This window comes from Labrenzia sp. CP4 (assembly GCF_001579905.1).
Lineage (GTDB): Bacteria > Pseudomonadota > Alphaproteobacteria > Rhizobiales > Stappiaceae > Roseibium > Roseibium algicola.
Window position 1 is genome coordinate 2,648,903 of sequence record NZ_CP011927.1, and the last position, 19,154, is coordinate 2,668,056.

Here is a 19,154-nt window from a genome sequence, read left to right on the forward strand (position 1 = left end):
ATCATAATTCAGATCGCGGCTCGCCGGCACACTTCAACTTTAAACGTACTTAAATCTGGCTTTAACCGAGTGGCTAAATCCAGTTACAGCTCAATATCCAGCTGGCCTTCGAACCTTTGCAAGCGAGCTTCCTGCCGCACGGGTGTGTCAACGTCTGTCGTCCGACACCGGGCACTCTGCCGATGATCTTGTTGCCGTAAATAGTCGGGTTTTTCGGGCAACTGTCGGCGGTCTTGGACTTGGTGCTCGGCTTGGAGCCGTTGCCGGAAGGTTCAGGTTTTCTGGTTGCGACACAGCGACCGTTCTTCAGTTCCTGATTCCGTCCACAGGTGAGCGGGCAAACGCGTCCGGTTGATTTCTTGAGCTGGTCCAAAATAGCGGGACTTGGGTCGAGTGAGGCAAGATCGATGCCCGCTTCGCGTCCATAGGTCCTCAGTGCCCGACGGCTCTTGTTGCCCCAATCGCCATCAACCCTGCCAACCGAACAGCCGACGCGGTTGAGTTCAGTCTGCAGAGCCGTGGCCAGTTCTTCAGCGGAGAGCGTTGTGACTGGCGAAGGTATGACGCCTGCCGGTGTTTCGTCAGGTGTCAGCGCGGAAACGGTGATTTCCTCGTCACGTTTGGTAGCGGTTCTTTCAGGCACCGGGTTGGGCGCGGCCGCTGAGGCCTGGGCCTTGCGGCGGACTTCTGCTTCGGCCTGGCGTTTGATCGATTCGATCTTCAACCGCGCAAGGTCGGCGTAGATCCCTTTTGGATACCGGGTAATGTAACTTTCGAACATCTCCGGCCGGGTCGAATTCTGGATTGTTTGCCAGTAGGTGATCTCAGCCGTTGCATCCGGCTTGTTCTGCTGGGCACTGTCACGTTCGGCCTTTGCCTTGATTTCGTCGATACGGATCCGGGCGATGTCGGCAAACTGGCCGTCGGGGTAACGGCTCAGGTAGGTTTCAAAATAGGCAATGGATTCGCCGGACTTGATCGAATCCCAGTAGGCCAGCTCGATTTGCGGGTTGATCGTGGGTTTTTCCGGTTCGACAGGCTGCACCATCTCGAGCTGTTTGAGGATCACTTCGCCAGTGAGCGAGGAATTGTCCCAGGGAACCTGCTGTCCCTTGGTGGCTTCCAGAACGTCCCTGCGAACCATGACGAGATCCCGGGTGATATCCTGTCCGGGCGTGCCGAGATGTTTTAGAAGGGCAGTCGTGAAAGGGCTGTTCTCGCCGTCGCCATCAAGCGCGACGTTACCAGGCTGGGTGGCGAAGGAAATCAGGGAGCCAACTCCGGAGCCGATCTTGGCAAGGCCCCGGCCAACAGAACCGGAACGGGTGCCCATGGACCGCGCAAGGTTTTCAGCAAGCGGATTGTTCCGGCAGGCGTCCAGAAACACCAGATTGACCTTTGTGGAATGCTCCATGGCATTGAGAACAAGGTTCGCCGGCATCGCTTCAAATTCAAGGTCGACGTAGGAATTCAGCTCGGCATCAATCGGTACCAGATAGTTCTCGCCACTTACCTGAAGGCCATGCCCTGCGTAGAAGAACAGGGCTATATCAGCACCTTCGAGCTTGGCGATGAACTCCCGAACGGTCTTTCGCATATCACGAAGCGACAGGTTGGTGCCGGTCACGACCTCGAAATCCAGACTGGCCAGTTTTTCGGCCATGCCTTTGGCGTCGTTGTCCGGATTGGTGAGCTGAGTGACGTGCTCATAACCGGAATTACCGATCACGAGCGCCACACGGCGTTCGGCATGTGCCGCGGTCGCGGCAAACGCAAGAAGCAAAAGGGATACGAGGATCTGCTTCACAATCGATTCTCCAGAGCTACCTGATCTCGGGAGCAATCGGGTAAAAAACCGGCTGCTCCCCCGAAGGGTAATCCGGCGATTCGGGATCGGAAATCAGATCGCGGGCTCACCAGAAAAATTCAACTTCAAACATTCATAAATCAGACTTCAGCCGAACGGCTAAAGCCAGGTGCAAGTCTTTACCCAGCTGGCCCTAGAACCTCTGCATGCAAGCTTCCTGCCGCAGGGGTGAGTAAGGGTCTGGCGGCCGAGGCCATGAGATTTTCCAATTACCTTGTTTCCATAGGCAGACGGGTTTTTCGGGCAGCTGTCCGTAGTCTTCGTCTGTGTGCTCGGTTTTGTGCTGTTGCCGGAAGGTTCAGGCTTTCTGGTTGCGACACAGCGACCGTTCTTCAGTTCCTGGTTCCGTCCACAGGTGAGCGGGCAAACGCGTCCGGTCGATTTCTTGAGCTGGTCCAAAATGGAAGGATCCGGGTCAAGTGAGGCAAGATCGATCCCGGCTTCGCGGCCATAGGTTCTCAGTGCCTGCCGGCTTCTGTTGCCCCAGTCACCGTCAACACGGCCAACCGAACAGCCAACCCGGTTGAGTTCTGTCTGGAGAGCCGTTGCAAGCTCTTCAGGCGATAGCAACGATACCGGGGATGTCGAGGTTGTTGACGGCGCCTGATCGGGCGTCAGGGCGGCAACGGTGATTTCGTCTGCAGGCTTGGCCGCCGTTCTTTCTGGCGATGCATTCGCTGCTGCCGAAGCGATGGCTTGGGCTTCAGCCTCTGCCTGAGCCTTGCGGCGCGCATCTGCTTCCGCCTGGCTCTTGATAGACTGGATTTTCAGCTGGGCAAGGTCGGCATAGATCCCGTTCGGGTATCTGCCGAGATAACTCTCGAACATTTCCGGCCGGGTCGAATTCTGGATCGTCTGCCAGTAAGTGATTTCAGCCGTGGCATCCGGTTTCGCCTGCTTGGCCTTGTCGCTTTCGGCCTTTGCCTTGATCTCGTCCAGACGGATCCGGGCGATGTCTGCGAACTGGCCTTCCGGGTAGCGAGACAGATAGGTCTCGAAGTAGGCCGCATTCTGTCCCGACTTGATCGAGTCCCAATAGGTGAGTTCGATCTGTGGGTTGATCGCTGGCTTTTCCGGTTCGACGGGCTGCACCATCTCAAGCTGTTTGAGAATGACTTCGCCAGTCAGCGAGGAATTGTCCCAGGGAACCTGCTGACCCTTGGTGGCTTCCAGAACGTCCCGGCGCACCATTACCAGGTCGCGGGTGATATCTTGACCGGGCGTGCCGAGATGCTTGATCAGGGCAGTTGTAAACGGGCTGTTCTCGCCATCGCCGTCAAGCGCGACATTGCCCGGCTGGGTGGCGAAGGAAACCAGGGAGCCGACACCGGAGCCGATCTTTGCCAGGCCACGACCGACTGCGCTTGAGCGCGTCCCCATGGAACGGGCAAGGTTTTCCGTAAACGGGTTGTTCCGGCAGGCATCCAGAAAGACAAGGTTAACCTTCGTGCTCTGCTCCATGGCATTGAGCACGAGATTTGCGGGCAGGGCCTCGAAATCAAGGTCGAGATGGGTGCTGAGTTCGGCGTCGACCGGGACGAGATAATTCTCGCCGTTCACCTGGATGCCATGGCCGGCATAGAAGAACAGGGCAAGGTCTGCGTTATCGAGCTTCTTGATGAACTCGCGCACGGTCTGGCGCATGTCCCTCAAGCTCAGGTCGAGACCTGTGACAACATCGAACCCGAGGTCCGTCAGCTTGTCCGACATGCCCTTGGCATCATTGTAGGGGTTCTTCAGCTCCGCGACATTCGCGTAGCCGGAATTCCCTATTACGAGAGCTACCCTTCGTTCGGCATGTGCGGAAGTCAAAGACAGCAATAAAAGAAAAAAGAAACAAAAAAAATGTTTCACGGCCATTCTCCATGAATAGGCCGAATGCTATGCGCGCTTGAAACCTGAGTCAATCAACTCTTTGACGTCGCGGCATAAACCTTGTTGGCAATTGGTCTACTGGTCCGTCAGACGTCATCAGGTTTCGGCGGAAATTGTGCCAGATATTCTTCCGTCACGCCTTGCAGGGTTTTCAGAAGTTCGACGCCGGTCTTGTTCGCTTCGTCTTTTGCACCTTCGGCGACCATTGCGCGAATGGCTTCGACGTAGCGTTCGACGAGGGACAGGGGCAACTTGTCGGGAGACGGCACGGTTTCGATCAGGTGACAGAAGCTGGCGGCGACTTCGCCAACCAATGGAAAACCAAGTGTCAGGGCCTGTCCCTTGATATTGTGTGCAGCCTGAAACAGGGCGGCGAGGGTGTCGTCGTTCAATCCCTGTGCGCGAACAGCTTCCCAGGCGTGGAGCAGGGTGGCGCTCTCGTTGTTCATCCAGGTTCCGAAATGGGAGGACAAGCGTTCGAGTGCTGCTTCAGCCGCCTTGACCGGATCGAATTTCTTGGCCTCGCGAGGTGTCAGTTCCCGCACCTTGCTGCGCAGGTCCGAAGGCGGGGACAAGATTTCATATTCCTGGTCCTTGGCAGTGTCGGCCATGACGGCAAATGTCCTCGTTATCCTCGCTCGGTCCTGACTTCAGAACACCTCGATGGCAAAGCCTTCGGGCATTCGGCCGGAGCCTGTGGCTGGCAGTATCGGCAATCATACTTAACAGGGTGTTTCCGCCGGGATGTTTCGAAACTAATAGCGGAACATTTCAGTGAGGATGCGTTCGTCCCAGCCGTGATCGGAATCAAACATGATCACGCCTTCCGCTTCGGCCGCCTCCCGGACTGCAACATGGGTGACGTGACGGATTTCAGTGTGGTCGGCTGACGCGCTGACAGGACGTTTGCCGGGATCCAGTATCTCGATATCGACCTTTGCGCCATTTGGCAGGATCGCGCCGCGCCAGCGCCGTGGCCGGAAGGCGCTGATGGGGGTCAGCGCGAGCAGCTGTGCGGTGATTGGCAGGATCGGGCCATGCGCAGATAGATTGTAGGCAGTGCTCCCCGCCGGTGTCGCGACAATGATGCCGTCGCACACAAGTTCTTCCAACCGGACGCGTCCATCGACTGAGATGCGCAAACGGGCGGCCTGCGATGTCTGGCGCAGGAGTGACACCTCGTTGATGGCAAGGGCGTGATGGATGCCTTCAGAGGTCGTTGCCGTCATTTCCAAAGGCCGGATCGTCGTAATGTCGGCCAGCGCTAGCCGGTCCTTCAGGTCGTTTTCCCGGTATTCGTTCATCAGGAAGCCGACCGAACCACGGTTCATGCCGTAGATCGGCTTGTTGCTGCCCATGTGCTTGTGAAGGGTCTGCAGCATCAGGCCATCACCGCCGAGAGCCACGATGACATCGGCTTCAGCCACCGGAACATTGCCGTAGCGGGCGGACAGGTCTTCCTGAGCCTTGAGTGCTTCCTCCGTGTCGCTGGCGACAAAGGCAAGCTTGTCGGTGGAAACCGGCCGGAAGTGTTCAGCACTGGAAGGAGGCGCAGATTGGTACATGAGCCAAGGGGTCTTTGCGTCTGGCAGTCTGCCGGCCAAAAAGCTGCACGCGTTGCGAAGCTGCTCCGGGCCGAATTCAGGGAATAGCACCATAACCGGGCAACCGGCGTTGGTGCAGAGAAAATTTGTCTTTCGGTTCAGATTATGCCCGTCGGCTGAATTGTCGTCAGTTGTCCGTATCAAGCGATGACCGGAGTGGCGGGGTTGCCGGAGCACTGTCACCGCTGCAGCGCGGATTGGCCAAAAGGTCCTGCCATTCCAGGAAAGGCACGATGGCTGAGCGGACGGCGTCGATCTTGGCCGACATGATGCCGGCAACACGGAGCCCGTTCGGCGTTTCCACCAGGAGCGGACCGCCCGATGCGCCGGCTTCCGATGCGCAATCCGTTACCCAGCTGTCCTCGGCGGTTCCCATGACCCTGCACGCGGGCACGACGGTTGGCAGAAAACGGCGGCTGCGGCGATAGCCTGCGGATTGAAACCGTGTGTCCTTGGTCAGAACTGTTGCCTCATCCAGCGAAAGCACCGGAACGGGCGGTAATGTGCTGGGTTCCTTCAGCAGAATGATCCCGACATCCTTGTGTACCTCCCGCAACCTGGGTTTCTGCCGTGGCTCGTATCCTGCAGCGGTGATGGTGCATGCAGGTTCCAAGCGGGCGGAGTATTCGTCCCGCCGAACACCGGCCATGAACAGAAGGTCTTCGATCGGAAAGGGCTTGCGGGTCGTCTTGTTGTAGAGGCAATGGGCGGCTGTGAGCACGATATCGGGTGCGATCAAGGTGCCGGTACACATGGCAGTCGACCTGAAGCCGGCAACGTTTACCCGTCCTATGGACGGCCAGGGGGGATCGACCGAGTCAATGACCTTGAGCTCAATCGGGGCCGCGGACACATGCTGGTGCGAGAACAGGGCGACGAGAGCCAGCCCCATGGTCCGGAGGACACTCCGTCCAATCCCGGTGAATAGCCGATTTTTCCGCAAAGTCTGACGCATTCTTCAGAGTCCCATTGGAGGGTTCATTCTGTCGTTCGACGCTTAACGTGACGCTAAGCGGACCTGCGAAAGTCCTCGCTATTCCCGATAGTAGTCCCAGACCAGGGTGCGGGCCAGGGTCTCGTCGTTGTGGCGCATCCGGGTTGCCACAAGGGCATCAAGGTTGGCGATCACCAGGTCCGGGTGACTGGCCGCCTCGTTGACCGGCGCGGTGGACGTGCAGGTGGCCTTCATCAGAATGTTGGGCATTCCGGAGAAATGCACGAACTGCCATTCCGGCCCGAGGCGGCAAAGTGCTGTGGAGGATCCTTCATGGGCAGATGCCGGGAACTTCTCCGGCCATTTTTTCAGAAATTGCCGGTAATCGAACTCCCAGAGAGCAGCATCTCGCCAGGACAGAGGCGTTTGTCCGCTGAGGTACGGCAGCAGGCTGGCTCCGTCCGGGGCATGCTCGGGTTCGATATCCAGCAGATCCAGGAGTGTCGGGAAGATATCGGTCGAGGACGTGAAGGCGGAGACCCGGTTCGCTGCACCGCCACCCGGTGCCCGTATCATGAGGGGGATGTGGTAGCTCTCGCGGTAGAACCCGCTTTTGCCGAGCATCCAGTGATCGCCCATCATCTCCGCATGATCGGAGGTGAAAACAACCAACGTGTTTTCGAGTGGTTCCAGCGCCTCGAAGATCCGGCCGAGCTGTGCGTCAACTTCGGTGATCATGCCGTAATAAAGTGCTCGCAACCGCCTGAGATCGCGCTCCGTCAGATCACGAACGAAGTCAGTGGTCCCCGGTAGATGGGAGGCCAGCTGCTGATAATCCTGCAGGGCTTCCATGAAGGGGTGAAACGCAGCTTCCTCCGCCGCAGTTGGTGCCCCGGAGAAACCCGGCCCGTCATCGGGATTGTAGAGGGTGTTATAGGGGGCAGGAGCGGCAATCGGCGGATGCGGTCGCAGGAAGGAAACATGCGCCATCCATGGCCGGTCTTCATCCTGTTCTCCAAGCCAGGTGAGGAAGGCATCCGTCATGAAGGCTGTCTGGGTTTCGTCCTTCGAATACCTGGCTGCCTTGAGGCTGACTTTTTCACCTTCTTCGGGTTCCACGTGATGGATGGTAGGCAAACCTGCGGGATCGTGACCGCGTGAGACCATCCAGGAAAGCCACTGCTTTTCGTCCTCGGCAAGCGGCTGGCGTACCCAGAAGCCGGGCAGAACACCTTCATAGGAAGTCAGGACGGGGTCGTTCGGGTGATGCAGGCGCGGATCGGGTGAGGTATCGGTGTAGCCGAACAACGTTGGCGTATATCCGGCCCGGCGGGCAGCACGGGCGATATTGTCGAACCGATCATCGAGTGGTGCGCCATTCCACACGACCCGGTGGTTCATCTGGTAAAGTCCGGTATAGAGCGAGGCCCGTGCAGGAGAGCACGGAGCCGTTGCCGCATAATGCTGCTCGAAAACTGTTGCCGTTGCGGCGAAGGCATCAAGGTTCGGCGTCCTGACAACAGGGTGTCCAACTGTGCCGAGACAATCGCCCCGCCACTGGTCAGCGGTGATCAGCAGGATATTCGGACGTGTCATTCCGCTTCCAGTTTCTCGATCAGGGCTGGCAGATCCGCGACCGTATCAATGACGTAGTCGGCGCCGGCTTTTTTCAGCTCTACCGTTGCATGCTGGCGCAGGACGTCAACCTGATCTTTCGAAAGTGCAGCGAGTTCCTCCGGTGTCTTGCCTGCATAGTTGCCTGACAGCGCAAGACCAACAGTCAGGCAGCCGGCTGCAACACCCTCGGCAATGCCCGGTTCAGTGTCGTCCACCTTGATGACCGCGCTCGGCGGGTAGGCCACCAGATCGACGAAGCACTGATACATGCCGAGCGGACCGGGACGGCCTTCCGGCAGGTCGTCGGCACAGATGAGATTGTCCGGTTCATAACCCTGTTCGGCAGCTTTCGGCAGCACGCGTTCCATGATCGAGCGGGTATAGCCGGTGGTCGAGCCGATTTTCATGCCCTTGGCGCGAAGCAATCTGACAACCTCGACAGCACCTGGAACGAGATCGGAGAAATCGGCGACGACTTCCTCGTTCATTGGAACGAAGACCTTGTAGACCTTGTCCACATCGGCATCAGTTGGTGCTTGGCCGTATTTGGCGATCCATTGGGCGCAGATGTCCGGATCATCCATCATGGAGCGGATGTGGTCCCACTTCGGTTTGCCCATCGGGCCGCGTGCCTGGTCGATGGTTGCGGTAATGCCGAAGGTATCGAAGGCCTTTACGAAGACACCCATCGGGGCAAAGGAACCGAAGTCGATCATGGTGCCGGCCCAGTCGAAGACCACGGCTTTGAATTTGCTCATCTTGTTTCCTCATGCATAGAGATCGGCAATGGTTTCCTCGCCGATGGCGAAGGCGGTGGAGGCACCGCAGCCGGCCGTGACGACGACAATGCGGGTACTATCGTCCGGCGCATCGGTGAAGCGCCAGCGGTCCGGGGCAGAGGCGTAGGTGCCGATCCAGGTTTCAGAAATGTCATAGGGGCCAAGATCGAGGATCGTCTCCATCTCGCCCAGGATCAGGTCGTTCACGGTCTTGTCGATGAACGGATCGGGTGTCGAGCTGTAATGATGGCTGTCGCCGACAACGAGACTGCCGTCTTCGGACTGGACAACGATCAGGTGAATGCCGTTTTCCCGGTGAACAGCCATCTCCCGATCCAGCCGGGCTTTCAAAGGCTCTGCTTCGGGGAGTTCGGCATAGCCAAGATATCGCGCAAGGCCGAGGTCAGACATGACTGCGGTGCCAAGGTCGATACGATTGCGAGGGGCGACGCGTAACATCTGCAGTTTACAGCGCGTGACTTCGTAAGTGGCGATCCGGTCAGCAAAAAGCGTCGTTCCATCGTCGCCGGGGCAGATGATCACGGTCTCCGCGTGCACCGTCCCGCGCGAGGTCTGAAGCTTCGGCGCCTCGACAGAATTGACGCTTGTCTGCCAGAGGAAGTCGACTGCATGGGCTTCTTTCAGCCAATCGGCGATCCGGGGCAGGGCATCTTTCGATTCCACACGCACTTCCAGCGGTGAATAGAGCGCGCAGGTGATTTTCTCCTGTCGCAAACAGGGAACCTTGTGGGCGGCCTCAGCGGGTGTCAGGCGCCGACACTCCGCACCCATTTCTGTCTTCAGAAACGCGTCGATAACAGATTCCGATTCCGGGAGCCTTGCGGTCATGGTCAGACCCTCGTGCAGCAGCGGTATGCGGGCGGCTTTCGCAACTTCTGCCCACACCTGTCGGCTGCGCGATGCTTTCTGCCAGCAGTCGCCTGCCTGTTGGCCGGTTACGGTCACAAAGCCGAAGTTGCGGATCGATGCTCCATTTGCCTGGCTGTCGCGATCAATGACGACAACTTTCTTGCCGCGCCTGACTGCTGCGAGGGCGTGCGCAAGTCCAACGATCCCGGCACCGACGATCGCAAGGTCATAAGATCTCTGTTTCATTCAGGCGGTCTCTGGAATTGTGCTGGAGTCGTTCGAAGTCAGTATCACGCTTTTGTCGCGGGCGACGAAATCGACTCTGGCGCAGTGGTTTTGAAAGCGTCAGGCGCCAGTAATCACGGAAGTGTCTTTTGGTCTATCAAAGATCAAAATGTATAGGTTTTAATTATCAAATGACTGGTGACTTCAATTTGTCATGAAGCGGGCAACCCGGCTCGAAATGCCTCTATGGCTGCCACCGTACCCATGTCTTTTTGCCAGACTGCAAAGTGGTTTGCGTTGAGGTTCGCGTCTTCGATCCTGACGCCGACACAACCGTCGCGCTCGGTAATTTCCGCTTCCAGCGCGACACCGATACCCGAGCCGGACCTGACCAGCGTTGCGATTGATCCCCACGAGCCAAGAGCGAGTGCGGTCTTGGGTCTTGTCCCGGCAAGCGTGGCAGCGGCTTCGAACAGTCGGCGGGTGCCGGAACTTCCTTCGCGTTGGAGGAGGGGGAGCTCGGCGACGTCTTTCCAGGAAGCGCTCTCCTTTTTCGCCAGTGGGTGATCGGGAGGAACCGCCAGGACAATGCGTGTCTTCAGGATCAGTTCGCCTTCGAGACCTGCCGGAATTTCGCGTCCGGTAATGAAGCCGATATCGAGAGAGCCTGTTTCGATCAGGTTGATGATGTCCTGGCTTGCAAGGGCGCGGGCCTCGATCGAGATGGTTGGGTGTTTCGCCATGAAGGACGAGATGATCGGGATGGCGAGCTGATAGGTTGAATAGCCGATCCTGAGTTCACCAGCCGCAAGGGCGCGGTGGTGAGACAGCTCGGTTTCCAGATCACCTGCCAATGCCAGCAAGGCCCTGATGCGGGGCAATAGAGAGGCCAGAACCGGCGTCGCGGAAACTGAATATCCGGACTTTACCAGCAGTTTTGTCTTGAAGCGGCTTTCCAGACCCTGAATGTGATTGGAGATGGAGGGTTGGGAGACGCCGATCTCCTTTGCGGCATCTGTGAAGCTCCCGGTGCGTACCACAGCCTCCAGCGCTCGCAGCTGCGCCAGGCTGAGATTTCCTGTGATGCGGGCCAGTTCCCTTTTCACCGGGCTTCAGGCCGTCAAATTGGCGACGGGAGCGCGGCAGATACCTGTCTGTTCCAGGTGGTAAGCGACACGAAGCGCCAGATCCTCGCGCCAGGCAGGGGCGATCACCTGAACACCGATCGGCAATGTCGCCCCTTCCAGCCAGACCGGTACCGTCACCGCGGGAAGGCCGATGAAGGAGATTGGCTGGGTAAACAGGCCGATGTTGGGCCGGGCCGACATGGTCTCGCCGCCGATGGTGAAGGTCTTGGTACCTGACGGCAGAGCCGGGAAGGGGGTCGCCGGGGCCAGAAGAACATCGACATTCTCGAATATCTTGCGGAAGAGGTCGCGAAACCAGCTCCGGAAGCGCTGAGCCTGCTGGACCCAGATTGCCGGTACCATGGTTCCCGCCAGGAAGCGGTCACGCGTTTCCGGGTCAAAGTCCTGCGGCCGTTCCAGGATGCGGCCGAGATGCAGGGTAGAGCCTTCGGCCGCCGTGATGACATAGGCCGCGGCGCGGGCCCGGGCAGCTTCCGGAATGTCGATCTCAAGGCTTGCCCCAAGCGCCTTGGCGACAAGATCCACTGCATTCAAGGCATCCGGCAGGGCCTTGTCGCGGAAATAGCCACCTGCAACGGCAATGCGCAGCGGGCCGATATCTTCCTGCAGCCGGTTATGGGTCTCGATTTCCGGATGGTTTGCCTGGGCCGGGTCCGCGGGGTCGTGGCCCTGCAGGACGTCAAAGATCAGGGCAAGATCTTCTGCCGATCGTGTGAGTGGGCCTAGGTGATCGAGACTGCCGACAAACGGGTATGTGCCTGCACGGCTGAGGCGGCCATAGGTCGGTTTCAAGCCGAACAGGCCGCAGAACGAGGCCGGCACGCGGATGGAGCCATTGGTATCGGAGCCCATTGCCAGCGGCACCATGCCGGCAGCCGTTGCGGCGGCAGATCCGGAGGAAGACCCCCCGGTCATATGACCCGTATCATGAGGATTGCGGCAGATGCCGTCGTGCGCGCTTTCGCCGGTAAAATCATAGGCGTATTCGCCCATGTGGGTCGCGCCGACCAGAACTGCGCCAGCGTCTTTCAGCTTGCGGACCAAAGTCGCATCGGCAGAAGCAGGCGGGTTTTCGCGATTGATCTTCGCGCCGGCGCGCGTTGTCAGGCCTTCGACATCATACAGGTTCTTGACCGCATATGGGACACCGGCGAGTGGCAGTGTTCGGCCCTCTGCAATCGCGTCATCGACAGCGCGCGCTTCAAGAAGTGCACGCTCCCCCAGGACGTCGGTAAAGGCGTTGACCGTCGGATTGAGACGTTCAACAGCCTCGAGAGATGCGTAGGCAACTTCCAGAGCCCTGATGTCGCCGCTGTTGACGGCTGTGGCTGTCTGAGCCGCAGAGAGCGTGTTCAGTTTGCTGTTGTCCTGGCTCATGGAACAAAGACCGGTGCGGCTTCGGCGTGGTCTTCCAGCGGAAAATCCAGGACGGCTTCGGCAGCTTTCTCGATCGCGGCGATATGCATTTCCACAACAGGTCGCCAGTCTTCTTCGATCGTCAGCCCCAACATCTTTTCCATGTGGGCCACATGCGCCTTGGGTTCAAACGTGTCCGCCATCCCGCTTTCCTTCATCCTGAATTTTCCCGGTGCATCATTCAAAGGCTATGGGGTTCTGTCCAGAGGAGAAATCTTCTTTTGGTTTCTGTCATTCGCAAGTCTGGTTTCAAGCGCTTCATTACCACTTCAGAACGTCTCCACAGGACAGCATTGTTGCGGCGCAGCATTTTTGTTGCATAAAAAATAGCCCTGCGCATAATGGCGGCATGAGCGGCGGGCTTTCCATTCTGGTTATAGATGACAACAAGATCCGTGCCTCGATCATCGAGCAGGGATTGCGCGATGCCGGGCACGATAAGGTCATTCTTGTTCACCAGATGGAAGGACTGGTTCGTCAGATCGCCGACATCAATCCGGATGTGATTGTCATCGATCTGGAAAACCCGAATCGCGACCAGTTGGAACACATGTTTCAGGTGTCGCGTGCGGTGCGACGACCGATTGCCATGTTCGTCGACAAGTCGGACAGCCATTCCATCGAGGCCGCCGTCGATGCGGGGGTGTCGGCCTATATCGTCGACGGGCTCAAGCGGGAGCGGGTCAAATCGATCCTTGATATGGCGATCAGCCGCTTTCGCGCGTTTTCCAGGCTGACAGAGGAGCTGGAGGAAATGCGCTCTGAACTTGCAGACCGGAAAACCATCGATCGGGCCAAGGGCATCCTGATGAAGTCGAAGGGACTCAGCGAGCAGGAAGCCTATGACCTGTTGCGCCGTACGGCCATGAACCAGAGCCGGAAGATCATTGATGTGGCGCAGAGCCTGGTGATCGCCAGCGGACTTCTGGGAGACTGACGCGATGACAACAAAAAACACCGAGTGGGGAGAAGCGGCCAACCAGGGGACTGGAGGATCATGGATACGAACTTGAAGCCTGTCATTGCCGGATTTATTCCGCTTCTGGACAGTGCCGTTGTCGTGGCGGCTGCCGAACTCGGTTTTGCCGAGCAGGAAGGCATCGCGCTGAAGCTGATCCGCGAAACATCCTGGGCCAATATTCGAGACAGGATTTCCGTCGGTCATTTCGACGTGGCCCATATGCTCGCTCCGATGCCGATTGCATCCAGCCTCAACCTGACCAGTCTTGCCGTGCCCATGCTGGCGCCCATGCTTCTGGGGCTAGGTGGCAACGCAATTACGGTTTCCAACGCACTCTGGGCAGACATGTCGGCTGTCGGAGCCGATCCGGAAGGCGATCCGACGTCGACCGGTGCGGCGCTCGCGCGGGTGATTGCCAACCAGCAGGAGGCGGATGCGCCGCTGCTTCATTTCGGGGTCGTGCACCCGTTTTCAGGCCATGCCTATGAATTGCGCTATTGGCTCGCCGCCGCCGGAATTGATCCGGACCGGGATGTCGAGATTACCGTACTGGCGCCGCAGGTCATGGCGGATGCCCTGGCCGCCGGCCAGCTCGATGGATATTGCGTTGGCGAGCCCTGGAACACGGCTGCGGTCGACGCGGGAACGGGGCGCATTGCAACCTACAAACAGGCCATCTGGCCGGACAGTCCGGAAAAAGTGCTGGGCGTGACGCGCAAATGGGCCGAAGCCAACCCGGAAACGCTGGCCGCACTGATGCGTGCCTTTTCGGCAGCCGCCGACTGGTGTGCCGATCCGAAGAACAATGCCGAGCTGGCCGACATGCTCGCAAGGCCGGACCTTCTGGCTTGCCCCGCTGAAATCTGCCTTGCAGCGCTATCGGGCCGCATCAGGCTGGGCCCGGTCTCGGTGAAGAACGTTCCGGACTTCCTGACCTTCTCGGGTGGGCTCAAGGCGGCGCCAATGCCGGTTCACGGCAAATGGTTCTACGAGCAGATGGTTCGCTGGGGGCAGGTGGAGCGTTCGCGAGAGGCGGAAAGCGAAGTTGAAAAGGTCTTTTCTCCGACCGCCTATCTGGAGGCTCTGGAGCTGATCGGAGAAGCGACAGACATGACCATAGAAATGTTTGACGGCGCCCGTTTTTGACGTCCGAGACAGCTCGCCTTGCGCCGGGGCAGTCTGGTTGCGTTGCACAAAATTCGTTCAGTTGCCTGCAAGCTTCGATGATCAAATATGCAGCTTGAGCATATGGTCAAAATTTTCACAAAGAGTAAGTATCTGTAAATAAAGAGAAAAGCCAATTTCTCCAAATTGGCACAGTTCGTGCTTTTAAGCAGGTGAGGCCGACGCTGGCCTACCAGATATCGCACCCACTGCCGGGTGCACAGGCAAAGCCGCCGATCTGAACCGCATGGGAATTCCTCCCGTCATGCGGTTCGGTCGGCGGCTTTTTTATTGCTCCTGTGCCCGGCTGAAGAGGGCGCAGGACGAACGAGGGACAGGACGCGACAATGAAAAAGACCCTGAATATCACCCGCCGGACCGCATTTGGCGCCCTGATGGCAGCCACGGCACTTGTGTCCGCATCCAGCGCCTATGCCGAGATGCTGGATGTCGAAAAGGACGAACTCACCTTCGGCTTCATCAAGCTGACGGACATGGCTCCGCTCGCGGTTGCCTATGAGCTCGGCTATTTCGAGGAAGAAGGCCTTTTCGTAACCCTGGAGCCGCAGGCCAACTGGAAGGTTCTGCTCGACCGGGTCATCACGGGCGAACTGGATGGGGCGCACATGCTGGCCGGACAACCGCTGGCGGCCACCATCGGTTTCGGCACGAAGGCACACATCGTGACGCCGTTCTCCATGGACCTCAACGGCAACGGCATCACCGTTTCCAACGAGATCTTCGAGATGATGAAGCCGCACCTGGAGATGCAGGACGACGGCAAGCCGGTTCACCCGATCAAGGCAACCGCCTTGAAGCCGGTCGTCGACAAGTTCAAGTCCGAAGGCAAGCCCTTCAACATGGGCATGGTCTTCCCCGTCTCCACCCATAACTACGAACTGCGCTACTGGCTGGCATCCGGTGATATCAACCCGGGCTTCTATTCCAGTTCGGATATCTCCGGCCAGATCCAGGCAGACGCTCTGCTGTCGGTCACTCCGCCTCCGCAGATGCCTTCGACGCTGGAAGCCGGCACCATCTATGGCTATTGCGTCGGCGAACCCTGGAACCAGCAGGCAGTCTTCAAGGGCATCGGTGTTCCGGTCATCACCGATTACGAGATCTGGAAGAACAATCCGGAGAAGGTCTTCGGTCTGACGCAGGAATTTACCGAAGAATATCCGAACACCACGCTTGCGCTTACCAAGGCGTTGATCCGCGCGGCCAAGTGGCTGGACGAGAACGACAATGCCAATCGTATGGAAGCCGTCGAGATCCTGTCCCGCTCGGAGTATGTCGGTGCGGACGCTGAAGTGATTGCCAACTCCATGACCGGCACCTTCGAATATGAGAAGGGCGACAAGCGAGACGTTCCCGACTTCAACGTCTTCTACCGCTACTTCGCCACCTATCCCTACTATTCCGACGCCGTCTGGTACCTGACCCAGATGCGCCGCTGGGGGCAGATTTCCGAGTACAAACCCGACAGCTGGTACGACGAAGTCGCGCGGTCGGTCTATCGCCCGGACATCTATCTGAAAGCCGCAGAAATGCTGGTCGAGGAAGGGCATGTGGCCAAGGAAGACTTCCCCTGGGAAACGGACGGCTACCGCGCTCCGACCCCGTCGGCGGACATCATCGACGGCATTCCCTACGACGGCAAGCAGCCGAACGCCTACATCGACAGCCTTCCGATCGGCCTGAAAGGCAAGCAGGTGGTCGACGGCAACCAGGTCGTGGGCGGCTGATCTTCCCCAAACTTGAGCGGCGGTCTGCAGCCCCGCCGCTCGTTTTTCTCATTCGACACGAACCGACAGAATTCGAACAAGGATTGACGACATGGCCAATGCCGATACCGCAGGCAGTCAGGACCTTGCCCGTGCCGCACGCCGGGAAAAGCTCTTCACACGGATCAACAAGGCCGCCGGCTGGCTGGATGCGCTCGGCCTTTCCTGGACCGTGCCGCTCCTGAAAATTGCCGCAGGCGACAGCCCTAAGGAGCAGCTGGGAGAACTCAAACGCGTTCTCGTAATTCCTCTCCTGGGCATCATCGCCTTTCTCGTCCTCTGGGGAGCGCTGGCGCCCCAGGTGCAGACATCCCTGGGCGCAGTTCCCGGGCCGGCGGCCGTCTGGAGCCAGGCGGTCAACCTCTGGGACGATCATGAGCGCGAGCGGGACAAGGCCGCTGCCTTCTACGATCGCCAGGAACAACGCAACGCCAAATACGAAGCCGAAGGCAAGACCGACAAGATCAAGTGGCGCGATTATACCGGCAAGCCGACCTATATCGACCAGATCGGCACCTCGCTGAAAACCGTCGGCCTCGGCTTCCTGATCGCAACGCTGATTGCCGTGCCGCTTGGCATCGCCTCCGGTCTGTCGCGCTCCTTCAACGGCGCAATCAATCCGCTGATCCAGATCTTCAAGCCGGTGTCGCCGCTGGCATGGTTGCCGATCGTCACGATGATTGTTTCGGCAACCTATGCCGATCCTGTCGACTGGCTGTCTAAATCCCTGCTGATCTCCGCCGTCACCGTGACGCTCTGCTCCATGTGGCCGACCCTGATCAACACCGCGCTGGGTGTGGCCTCGGTCGACAAGGACCTGATGAATGTCGGCCGTGTTCTGCAGCTGCCGACCTGGAAGACCGTTACCAAGCTGGTTCTGCCGTCCTCTCTGCCGCTGATCTTCACCGGGCTGCGCCTGTCGCTGGGTGTGGGCTGGATGGTGCTTATTGCGGCGGAAATGCTGGCGCAAAACCCGGGGCTTGGAAAATTCGTCTGGGACGAATTCCAGAACGGTTCTTCCCAGTCGCTCGCAAAGATCATGGTCGCAGTCCTGACCATCGGCATCATCGGCTTCATGCTCGACCGGCTGATGTTTGCCCTGCAGCGCGCCTTCACATTCTCGGCCAATCGCTAAGGAGACGGATATGTCCTTTCTGGAAATTTCCGGCGTCTCCAAATCCTATGGCGAAAATGCCACCCGGACGGATGTGCTGGACGATATCAATTTGAAAGTGGAAGAGGGCGAGTTCATTGCCATCGTCGGGTTTTCCGGCACCGGCAAGACCACGCTGATCTCCCTGCTGGCCGGTCTCATCGAGCCGGACAAGGGCGGCATCATCTTCAAGAACAAGGAAATTGACGGGCCGCACCAGGATCGGGGCGTCGTGTTCCAGTCCTATTCACTGATGCCGTGGTTGTCGGTGTTCGGCAATGTGGCGCTGGCCGTCGACAGCGTTTTCAAGAAGAAGAGCGCGGCTGAGCGCAAGGCGATCTGCGACAAGTACATCGAGATGGTCGGTCTGGGGCATGCCAGGGACCGCAAGCCGTCGGAACTTTCCGGTGGCATGCGTCAGCGCGTTGCCGTGGCACGGGCACTCGCCATGCAGCCTGAGCTTCTGTTGCTGGATGAGCCGCTGTCCGCTCTTGATGCCTTGACCCGCGCGAAGCTGCAGGACGAATTCGCCGCGATCTGCGACGAAGAGAAGAAGACCATCATTCTCATCACAAACGATGTCGATGAGGCAATCCTTCTCGCAGACCGGATCATTCCCCTGAAGCCCGGCACACCGGCAACGCTCGGTCCGGAGTTCAAGGTGCCGTTTCAGCGGCCGCGCGATCGCGGTGAACTCAATCACGATGACGACTTCATTCGCCTGCGTGCCGAAGTCACCGAATACCTGATGGAGGCTGGTGCCGAGCGTGGCGCTGATCTGGAACGGGAAATCGTTCTGCCGGACATCGTTCCGATTACCCAGCGTCCGAAGCCTGCCGACAAGCTTCCGGCGGCCTATGAGCGAGCATCGGAATCCGCGGTTCAGGACCGTTATCTCGACTTCTCTCAACTGAAGAAGGTCTACCCGACGCCGAAGGGGCCGCTGACGGTTGTCGACGGTTTCGATCTGAAAATGAAGAAGGGCGAGTTCATCACCCTGATCGGCCATTCCGGATGCGGAAAGTCGACTGTCCTGTCCATGGTGGCCGGTCTCAACAAGATCACCGAAGGTGCCATCGTCTTGGACGGCACTCATGTGACGCAGGCCGGTCCGGACCGTGCCGTCGTTTTCCAGGCGCCGAGCCTGATGCCGTGGCTGACAGCATACGAGAATGTCGAGCTTGGGGTCGACAAGGTCTATCCGGATGCGTCCAGGGCCGAAAAGCGGGACGTGATTGAATACTACCTCGGCAAGGTCGGTCTGTCGGACGCCATGCAAAAGGCTGCTTCGGAGCTTTCCAACGGCATGAAGCAACGCGTCGGCATTGCACGGGCCTTTGCCTTGTCGCCGAAGCTCCTGCTGCTGGACGAACCCTTCGGCATGCTCGACAGCCTGACCCGGTGGGAGCTGCAGGATGTCCTGATGGATGTCTGGAAACGCACCCAGGTGACGGCTGTCTGCGTCACGCATGATGTCGATGAGGCCATCCTGCTCGCCGACCGGGTGGTGATGATGTCGAACGGGCCCAATGCCCGCATCGGCAACATCATGGAAGTGGACCTGCCACGGCCGAGGTCGCGCAAGGAGCTGCTCGCCCACCCGGATTACTACGCCTACCGCGAGGAGCTTCTGGACTTCCTGGAAGCCTATGAGGGCGGCGCGGACCCGAGCGAAGACCAGTTGAAATCCATTCAGGAAAAGCGGGCCGCACGGATGGCCCGTCAAACCGCGGCAGCCGAAGCAGCCGAATGAA

General features: G+C 58.8%; 16 protein-coding genes. 5 read left to right on the plus strand and 11 right to left on the minus strand.

The features are described from left to right. Nucleotides 1-73: 73 nt before the first annotated feature. The 11 genes from ACP90_RS12320 to ACP90_RS28235 all read right to left on the minus strand — a co-directional run bounded on the left by ACP90_RS12320 (nt 74) and on the right by ACP90_RS28235 (nt 12,478). The gene (locus ACP90_RS12320; RefSeq protein WP_062488505.1) at nt 74-1,807 is read right to left on the minus strand and encodes a caspase family protein; all 1,734 of its coding nucleotides are present in this window, start codon (nt 1,805-1,807) and stop codon (nt 74-76) included. A 159-nt stretch (nt 1,808-1,966) separates the two neighbouring features. Then, nucleotides 1,967-3,721, minus strand: coding sequence for a caspase domain-containing protein (locus tag ACP90_RS12325; RefSeq protein WP_208993518.1), 1,755 nt, complete (start codon nt 3,719-3,721; stop codon nt 1,967-1,969). A 107-nt stretch (nt 3,722-3,828) separates the two neighbouring features. Beyond that, nucleotides 3,829-4,353 carry an Hpt domain-containing protein gene (locus ACP90_RS12330; RefSeq protein WP_023001108.1) on the minus strand — a complete coding sequence of 175 codons (525 nt, stop codon included), beginning with the start codon at nt 4,351-4,353 and terminating at the stop codon, nt 3,829-3,831. A 144-nt stretch (nt 4,354-4,497) separates the two neighbouring features. After that, entirely contained in the window at nt 4,498-5,307 is an 810-nt protein-coding gene (locus ACP90_RS12335) for an NAD kinase (RefSeq protein WP_031269325.1), read from the minus strand. Nucleotides 5,308-5,473: 166 nt separating this feature from the next. Then, complete coding sequence (locus ACP90_RS12340; protein WP_208993519.1) at nt 5,474-6,238, minus strand: trypsin-like serine protease; 765 nt, start codon at nt 6,236-6,238, stop codon at nt 5,474-5,476. A 141-nt stretch (nt 6,239-6,379) separates the two neighbouring features. Further along, nucleotides 6,380-7,876, minus strand: a complete 1,497-nt coding sequence (locus ACP90_RS12345; RefSeq protein WP_062488508.1) for a sulfatase-like hydrolase/transferase — start codon at nt 7,874-7,876, stop codon at nt 6,380-6,382. Further along, the gene (phnX, locus tag ACP90_RS12350; RefSeq protein ID WP_062488509.1) at nt 7,873-8,655 is read right to left on the minus strand and encodes a phosphonoacetaldehyde hydrolase; all 783 of its coding nucleotides are present in this window, start codon (nt 8,653-8,655) and stop codon (nt 7,873-7,875) included. Before phnX ends, ACP90_RS12345 begins: the two co-directional genes overlap by 4 nt. A 9-nt stretch (nt 8,656-8,664) precedes the next feature. Continuing rightward, nucleotides 8,665-9,792: a TIGR03364 family FAD-dependent oxidoreductase gene (locus tag ACP90_RS12355; RefSeq protein WP_062488510.1), complete on the minus strand. Its 1,128-nt coding sequence runs from the start codon at nt 9,790-9,792 to the stop codon at nt 8,665-8,667. Nucleotides 9,793-9,983: 191 nt separating this feature from the next. Then, nucleotides 9,984-10,877, minus strand: coding sequence for a LysR substrate-binding domain-containing protein (locus tag ACP90_RS12360; RefSeq protein ID WP_062488511.1), 894 nt, complete (start codon nt 10,875-10,877; stop codon nt 9,984-9,986). Between the two features lie 6 nt (nt 10,878-10,883). Further along, nucleotides 10,884-12,296 (minus strand): AtzE family amidohydrolase, encoded by a 1,413-nt coding sequence (locus tag ACP90_RS12365; protein WP_062488512.1) that lies wholly within the window; start codon nt 12,294-12,296, stop codon nt 10,884-10,886. Beyond that, complete coding sequence (locus tag ACP90_RS28235; protein ID WP_200863770.1) at nt 12,293-12,478, minus strand: DUF4089 domain-containing protein; 186 nt, start codon at nt 12,476-12,478, stop codon at nt 12,293-12,295. Before ACP90_RS28235 ends, ACP90_RS12365 begins: the two co-directional genes overlap by 4 nt. 206 nt (nt 12,479-12,684) lie before the next feature. Between ACP90_RS28235 and ACP90_RS12375 the strand changes: the two genes are divergently transcribed. From ACP90_RS12375 to ACP90_RS12395, 5 genes are all read left to right on the plus strand, one after another. Continuing rightward, nucleotides 12,685-13,272, plus strand: coding sequence for an ANTAR domain-containing protein (locus ACP90_RS12375; protein ID WP_062488513.1), 588 nt, complete (start codon nt 12,685-12,687; stop codon nt 13,270-13,272). Between the two features lie 60 nt (nt 13,273-13,332). Then, nucleotides 13,333-14,442 (plus strand): CmpA/NrtA family ABC transporter substrate-binding protein, encoded by a 1,110-nt coding sequence (locus tag ACP90_RS12380; RefSeq protein ID WP_062488514.1) that lies wholly within the window; start codon nt 13,333-13,335, stop codon nt 14,440-14,442. 365 nt (nt 14,443-14,807) lie between these two features. Then, on the plus strand, nt 14,808-16,208 hold the full coding sequence (locus ACP90_RS12385) for a CmpA/NrtA family ABC transporter substrate-binding protein (protein WP_023001119.1): 1,401 nt from the start codon (nt 14,808-14,810) through the stop codon (nt 16,206-16,208). A 91-nt stretch (nt 16,209-16,299) separates the two neighbouring features. Continuing rightward, a complete protein-coding gene (locus tag ACP90_RS12390) occupies nt 16,300-17,382 on the plus strand; it encodes an ABC transporter permease (RefSeq protein WP_023001120.1) in 1,083 nt (360 codons plus the stop codon). 10 nt (nt 17,383-17,392) lie between these two features. Beyond that, complete coding sequence (locus ACP90_RS12395; protein ID WP_062488515.1) at nt 17,393-19,153, plus strand: nitrate ABC transporter ATP-binding protein; 1,761 nt, start codon at nt 17,393-17,395, stop codon at nt 19,151-19,153. The last annotated feature ends 1 nt before the right edge of the window (nt 19,154 follow it).